Genomic DNA, 5,355 nt, shown 5'->3' on the forward strand with positions numbered 1-5,355 from the left:
AAGTCAGATGTTTTGAGCATGAGTAAAATCAGTCGTTCGCAACAGTTGCGTTTTGAATGGTCAGAAGTCGGTTGAGTGAGTTTTTTTAACCACTTTTAAGCTCGTTTATATATTTTTTCGAGATGAGTGAGACATGAATGCCAACGTTGTTGTGTATGGTTAGTTGCGTGGTTAAGCAACTAAGTTAGCAAACATTTACGAACCTGTGAATATTCCGAAGGAATATTCACAAGTAAGCTCTATGCAGCAATTAATTATACACGGTGTTGTGCACAGTTTTTTTTACATTTATTTCTTTAAATATTTTTCCGTCTCTTTTTATTATTTGAAATTTGTCTTCAGTCCAATTTGTTTTAAAGAGATTATTGTAATACTCGTAAACGGTATTCTTAATCAAATGCTTATTCAATACCTCAATTCCATTTTTATCAATGATTTTCACAAATGCATTTTGTCCATTTTCGTCAACAACATAAGCGATAGAAGCTCGTAAACTCCGTTTTTTATTCCATTTCGATAATTTTTTACTTTCAGTTTGGTATTTAAATTCATTCGCTGAAATTGATTTCGTTATTTTAAGTAATTCACTTGCTTTCTGTTTATCCGCTTTTAAAATATCAGAAATAGCAGTTTCCAAAACTTTTATAATTGTTATATTCCTTTCAGTTATGTTTTTATGAAAGTAATTTTCAAAGTCAAATCCGCCAAAAGTATATTCTGAAATTCCATCAGTTGAGTTTCTATAATTAGATTTAGGTATTTTAGAAGTAATTTGAATATTTAGTTTTGAAATTCCGTCGAATTCAAATTTTTTCGGAATTTGATACCAAAAAATGTTCTGAACAGTATGTGTTGTCAGATTGAAATCTTTTTGAGTAAATCCTATAGGTAATTCTTGAGAAAACTCAATATGAATGCTTATGTCTCTTAAATATTTCGCCATTTTCTAAAATTGTGCACAACGTGTTTGTGTATGGTTAGTTGCGTGGTTCAGCAACTAAGTTAGCAAACTTTTACGAACCTGTGAATATTCCGCAGGAATATTCGCAAGTAGAGAAGAACAAAGCAATTAATTATACACGGTGTTGTGCGTTCGTTTTTTATTTTGTCGTTATTAATATTACACTTCCATTATACGCTCGGCATAAATTCGTCTTTTGCATCATTTCTTGCGTTAAAATATTAAATGATTTAATTGCATTTGGGTCAATTTTTGTTTTTTCTAATAAACTATCTGTTATTGGAATTCCGTCAATTACTATTAATTCGATTTTCTTTTTATTCCAACCTCTTTGTCCAGCAGATAAGCTGTCCAAATTCAGTTTATCCATATGAAACAATTCAGCTCGTTTTAGTTGAGTGATTTTCAATTCTTTCGTTCGCTTGTCAATTCGGATATTTTCAATATTATCTTTGTCAAGAAATACAGTTTCCAAATCGGTTTTCTCATTATCCACAAACATTTTATATTCCGCTGAATATTTTTTTAAAATTTTATTTCGGTCGTATTTTATATTCCGAGTTGCACAACCGAAAGTAAAAGTCAGAATGAATAGAAGTAGAAATATTCTCATTTTTCTTGTTTTATTTTCAAAAATATTTCAATTCTGCATTTCATAAAAATCTCAATGAGTGAACAATGTTTTTCGATTAGTTAACGTGCCTCTTAAATGACGCACAACGTTTATGTATAAGAATAGTGCGGTTTTGTGTGCGAGGAATTTCCGCAGGAAATTCAGACGTAACAAAAGTGCAACGACCTTTGATTGAGCCTAAAATAGCAATTATTTTTATACTGTGTTGTGCGTTCGTTTTTTTATTTAGTCAATTTTTAATTTTGGATTTCCTTCAATTATTCTCTCAAATAATTCGTTTTTATAATTAATATTCTTTCTGTTTTCAGGATATAAATGTTCATTTTTTACGTCAAACATAATTAATGGTTTATGTTCATTTTTCCAAGTCACATATAAAATATTGTCAAAACAATGAATTTCAAAACTTTCTAAACTTTCGTCCATATTATTTGTAGCTGCAAACGTTTTTCCAAATTTCTCTATTTTTTTGTTATCTTTTAGTATGTTAAATCGAAGTGATTGATTAGGTTCAAATTCAGAATAATGAGTGATATTTATTTCATACTTTTCATTACAAGAGTTTGATAAATTTCCTAAATCTCTATTTCCTTCCCAAGTAATAATATTCCACAGGTAAAATATTCCGCAGAAAAATAAAAGAATAATTATTCCGCAACCAATTTTCGCTTTTTTATTCTTCATTAATTCCTATTTCCTTATAGTTTTATTGAAATTCATAGATTTTCGGGAGTCAATTTTCAAATGACGCACAACGTTTATGTATAAGAATAGTTGCGGGTTTGTATGCGAGGATTTTCCGAAGGAAAATCAGATGCAGGCAAACACGCAATTACCTTTGATTAAGTACTAAACCGCAATTATTTTTATACGGTGTTGTGCGTAGTATTTATTCTTCTCCAAAAGAGTAATTTTCTATTTTTTTAATATTTTCAATTTTAATGTTAGTTATTTTTTCACAATTTAAAACTTCTTTCGCTTTTTCACTCAAAAATCTTAAATGAGTATTTTTCGGTGAGAAAAAGTCAGTTCCGTCCCAACTTGATTTCTCAAACTCATAGCCAATGTGAAATCCTTGTTCTTTCTTTTCCTTTAAAGGTCCAGATTTTCCAATTATTTGAAATCCATAATATTTTTTATCCGTATTTTTTATTTCTACAGGATAGGTTTTCCATCCAGTAAGTTTGTTTTCCGTTAAAATTTTTAAAAACTGGTCAGATATAACAAAGTTAATTCCGTCGTTAAAATCAATTTTGTCATACATAGTTTTTCCTAAAACAATTTTAGTTTTAACAGGGATTTCAAAATTGACATTGTCGCTAAAGACATCAAAGAAGTCAGATGAGAAGTTTGATTTTAGTACAGCTTCTTTATTTTTTTGAGCTGAAAATAAACTGTAAAATTCTAATTCTTTTTCCAATATTTAATTGATTTCGTGAGTTTTGTCATATTACGCACAACGTTTATGTATATAAACAGTGGTGTGTGGTTTTACTGTTCTTTACTAATACTCTTTTATTTTTTATTATGCGCCGACTTTTCTAAATTGACACTTATCTAAGCCATTGTTTATATACTGTGTTACCCACAGTAATTTCTTGTTTCAGATTGTAAGTTAATTCTTTTTTCCTAAATTCGGTCAAATTGTATTTTCATTATGATTAAACTTAACCATACCACTTATTTAAAATTAGTTGATTCTGTTCTCAATAATTTGGATTTACCTTATAAGTCTTATACCTGTTCAGATAAAGAACTTTTTGAAAGTATTAATTCAGACGTTCCTTATGAAAAAATCTACTCTAACGATTTGGAAAAATTCTTTTTGGAAGATTTTGATGCAAGTAAAGAAGTTGAAGGTAAACAATCTCTTTTTAATTCTATTTTATACTTCTTGAAAAATGAAGATTTAATCCATATTAATAAAAATAATATCACTCTGTCTTTCAAAGGAATACTTAAAATACTACACGGTTTTGAAGATGATTACATAAAGGAAAAACGAGATGTAGAATTAGCTAAGAAACAACAAAACTATGATAATGGTATGAACTTTTTGAAAGTACTAACACCATACATCATTGCAATACTGACTTTTATAATAGGTAAGTTACTTTAACCACTTGTCTCTAAGGTCAAAACCTGATATTACTCCTAGCACATAAAATATAAATGTTAGTAGTATAATTAACCATATGTCAGTTGTCATTTATTATTATTATTATTATTATTATTATTATTTCGTGCGTTATATTCCGCACAGTTATTAATTCACGTATTGCTTGTCAGTCATACGTAACAGTTGCGTTGTGCTTTGGTCAGTCAGATTTTTTATTTATTTTATTCCAATTGAGTGAGATTCCGATGTAATTTAGTAGATTAGTAGAAAATAAACTTATCATGTCAAAACCAATATTCTTTTGTTCAAAATCTAATTTCTATAATGTAAATCAAATTGTATCTTTTAAAGATGAGGGTGTTAGCTTATCTATATTTATGTCAAGTGGTGAAGAGGTGATTGTAAATAAAGGTATTGTTGATTTAAAATCTATTATATCGGTTCTTAATCCACCACACGGTTCAGAGTATAATCCTCTTTAATTGTTCGGAATACTTCTTGTATTGTGGCATCTATTCTGCGATAACTAAGTCCTTCTAGTAACTCTAATATTTTTTCTACTCTTACTTCGTGAGTGATTTCTTTGGTAGTCATTGTTCTTTTTTGTTTTTGAACAACTCTTTATACTATTTTTGTTACTCTTTTTTTCTTTTTATTGTGGGTAACGTTTATGTATAAGGATAGTTGCGGGTTTGTATGCGAGGATTTTCCGAAGGAAAATCAGATGCAGGCAAACCCGTAATTGCCTTTGATTAAGCACAAAACCGCAATTATTTTTATACGGTGTTGCCAACAGTATTTATTTCCACTTTTCTATTAATTCTATCACACCTTTTTTAATTCCGCTATAAAATTCTCCGTTTTTAAATTCAGGTATAATTTTTTCTTCAATTACTTTTTTACAAATTTCATCTGTCAAAATCAATTCGGTTCCAGTTCCTGTTGCAATTCCGATTTGTCTGCAAGGATTACACACAACTATTGTCAATCCGTTATTTTTTTCGACTGTTCCAACTCTCCAAGTTTGTCCTAAATCCGTTGCGAATTTTTGGATATTGTTATACGGTTTTATGCTGTCAACTGTAACCACCACAATTTGTCTTGTCGTTTCAATATCGTAATCATAAAGAATTTTCGATAATTCAGTTAGTTGTGATTCCGTAAAAATTTGTCCGTAGTCATTTATAATTCCAATTGGTTTTGGAATAGAATTTTTTTCCGTGTCCGAAAAATCAATTTCAGTTGTTAGTTTTTCAGTTGCCGTTTCTTGAGCAATTCCTTTACAGGAAAGAAAATTTAAAGTCAAGAAAAGGATTAATATTTTAGTTCCGATTTTCATTTTTCGTATTGTTGGCAACGTTTACGTATAAGAATAGTGCGTTGTTTGTGTGCGTGGATTTTCCGCAGGAAAATCATAAGCAACCAAACGCGCATTTACTCTTGATAGAGTACTAAACTAAGCATTATTTTTATACAATGTTGGCATGCGTGTTTTTTTTGTCGGGCTTATTTTACGACAGATATGTGTTTGCATTTAGAAAAGTCGGAGTTTTTTAAGCATTAATAAAGTCAGTCGCGCGTAAACTTTGCGTTTCGTTTGTCAAAAGTCAGATGTTTTGAGCATGAGTAAAATCAGTCGTT

At 29.5% G+C, this 5,355-nt stretch carries 7 protein-coding genes; 2 read left to right on the plus strand and 5 right to left on the minus strand.

Annotated elements, in window-relative coordinates:
• Positions 1-250: 250 nt before the first annotated feature.
• The 4 genes from M4I23_RS19125 to M4I23_RS19140 all read right to left on the minus strand — a co-directional run bounded on the left by M4I23_RS19125 (position 251) and on the right by M4I23_RS19140 (position 3,015).
• Positions 251-943: a hypothetical protein gene (locus M4I23_RS19125; protein ID WP_249755458.1), complete on the minus strand. Its 693-nt coding sequence runs from the start codon at positions 941-943 to the stop codon at positions 251-253.
• Between the two features lie 157 nt (positions 944-1,100).
• A complete protein-coding gene (locus M4I23_RS19130; protein ID WP_249755459.1) occupies positions 1,101-1,574 on the minus strand; it encodes a hypothetical protein in 474 nt (157 codons plus the stop codon).
• 246 nt (positions 1,575-1,820) lie between these two features.
• A complete protein-coding gene (locus M4I23_RS19135) occupies positions 1,821-2,279 on the minus strand; it encodes a hypothetical protein (RefSeq protein ID WP_249755460.1) in 459 nt (152 codons plus the stop codon).
• Positions 2,280-2,484: 205 nt separating this feature from the next.
• Positions 2,485-3,015 carry a hypothetical protein gene (locus M4I23_RS19140; protein WP_249755461.1) on the minus strand — a complete coding sequence of 177 codons (531 nt, stop codon included), beginning with the start codon at positions 3,013-3,015 and terminating at the stop codon, positions 2,485-2,487.
• Between the two features lie 237 nt (positions 3,016-3,252).
• On the opposite strand from M4I23_RS19140, the gene M4I23_RS19145 reads away from it, so the two are divergent.
• Together M4I23_RS19145 and M4I23_RS19150 are read left to right on the plus strand one after the other, a co-directional pair.
• Positions 3,253-3,714 (plus strand): hypothetical protein, encoded by a 462-nt coding sequence (locus tag M4I23_RS19145; protein WP_249755462.1) that lies wholly within the window; start codon positions 3,253-3,255, stop codon positions 3,712-3,714.
• A gap of 281 nt (positions 3,715-3,995) precedes the next feature.
• Positions 3,996-4,196 (plus strand): hypothetical protein, encoded by a 201-nt coding sequence (locus M4I23_RS19150; RefSeq protein ID WP_249755463.1) that lies wholly within the window; start codon positions 3,996-3,998, stop codon positions 4,194-4,196.
• Positions 4,197-4,513: 317 nt separating this feature from the next.
• Here the strand turns inward: M4I23_RS19150 and M4I23_RS19155 are convergent, their stop codons facing one another.
• Positions 4,514-5,053: a YgcG family protein gene (locus M4I23_RS19155; protein WP_249755464.1), complete on the minus strand. Its 540-nt coding sequence runs from the start codon at positions 5,051-5,053 to the stop codon at positions 4,514-4,516.
• Between the last annotated feature and the right edge of the window lie 302 nt (positions 5,054-5,355).

The organism is Algibacter sp. L4_22, assembly GCF_023473045.1.
In the GTDB taxonomy this organism is placed as follows: domain Bacteria; phylum Bacteroidota; class Bacteroidia; order Flavobacteriales; family Flavobacteriaceae; genus Algibacter.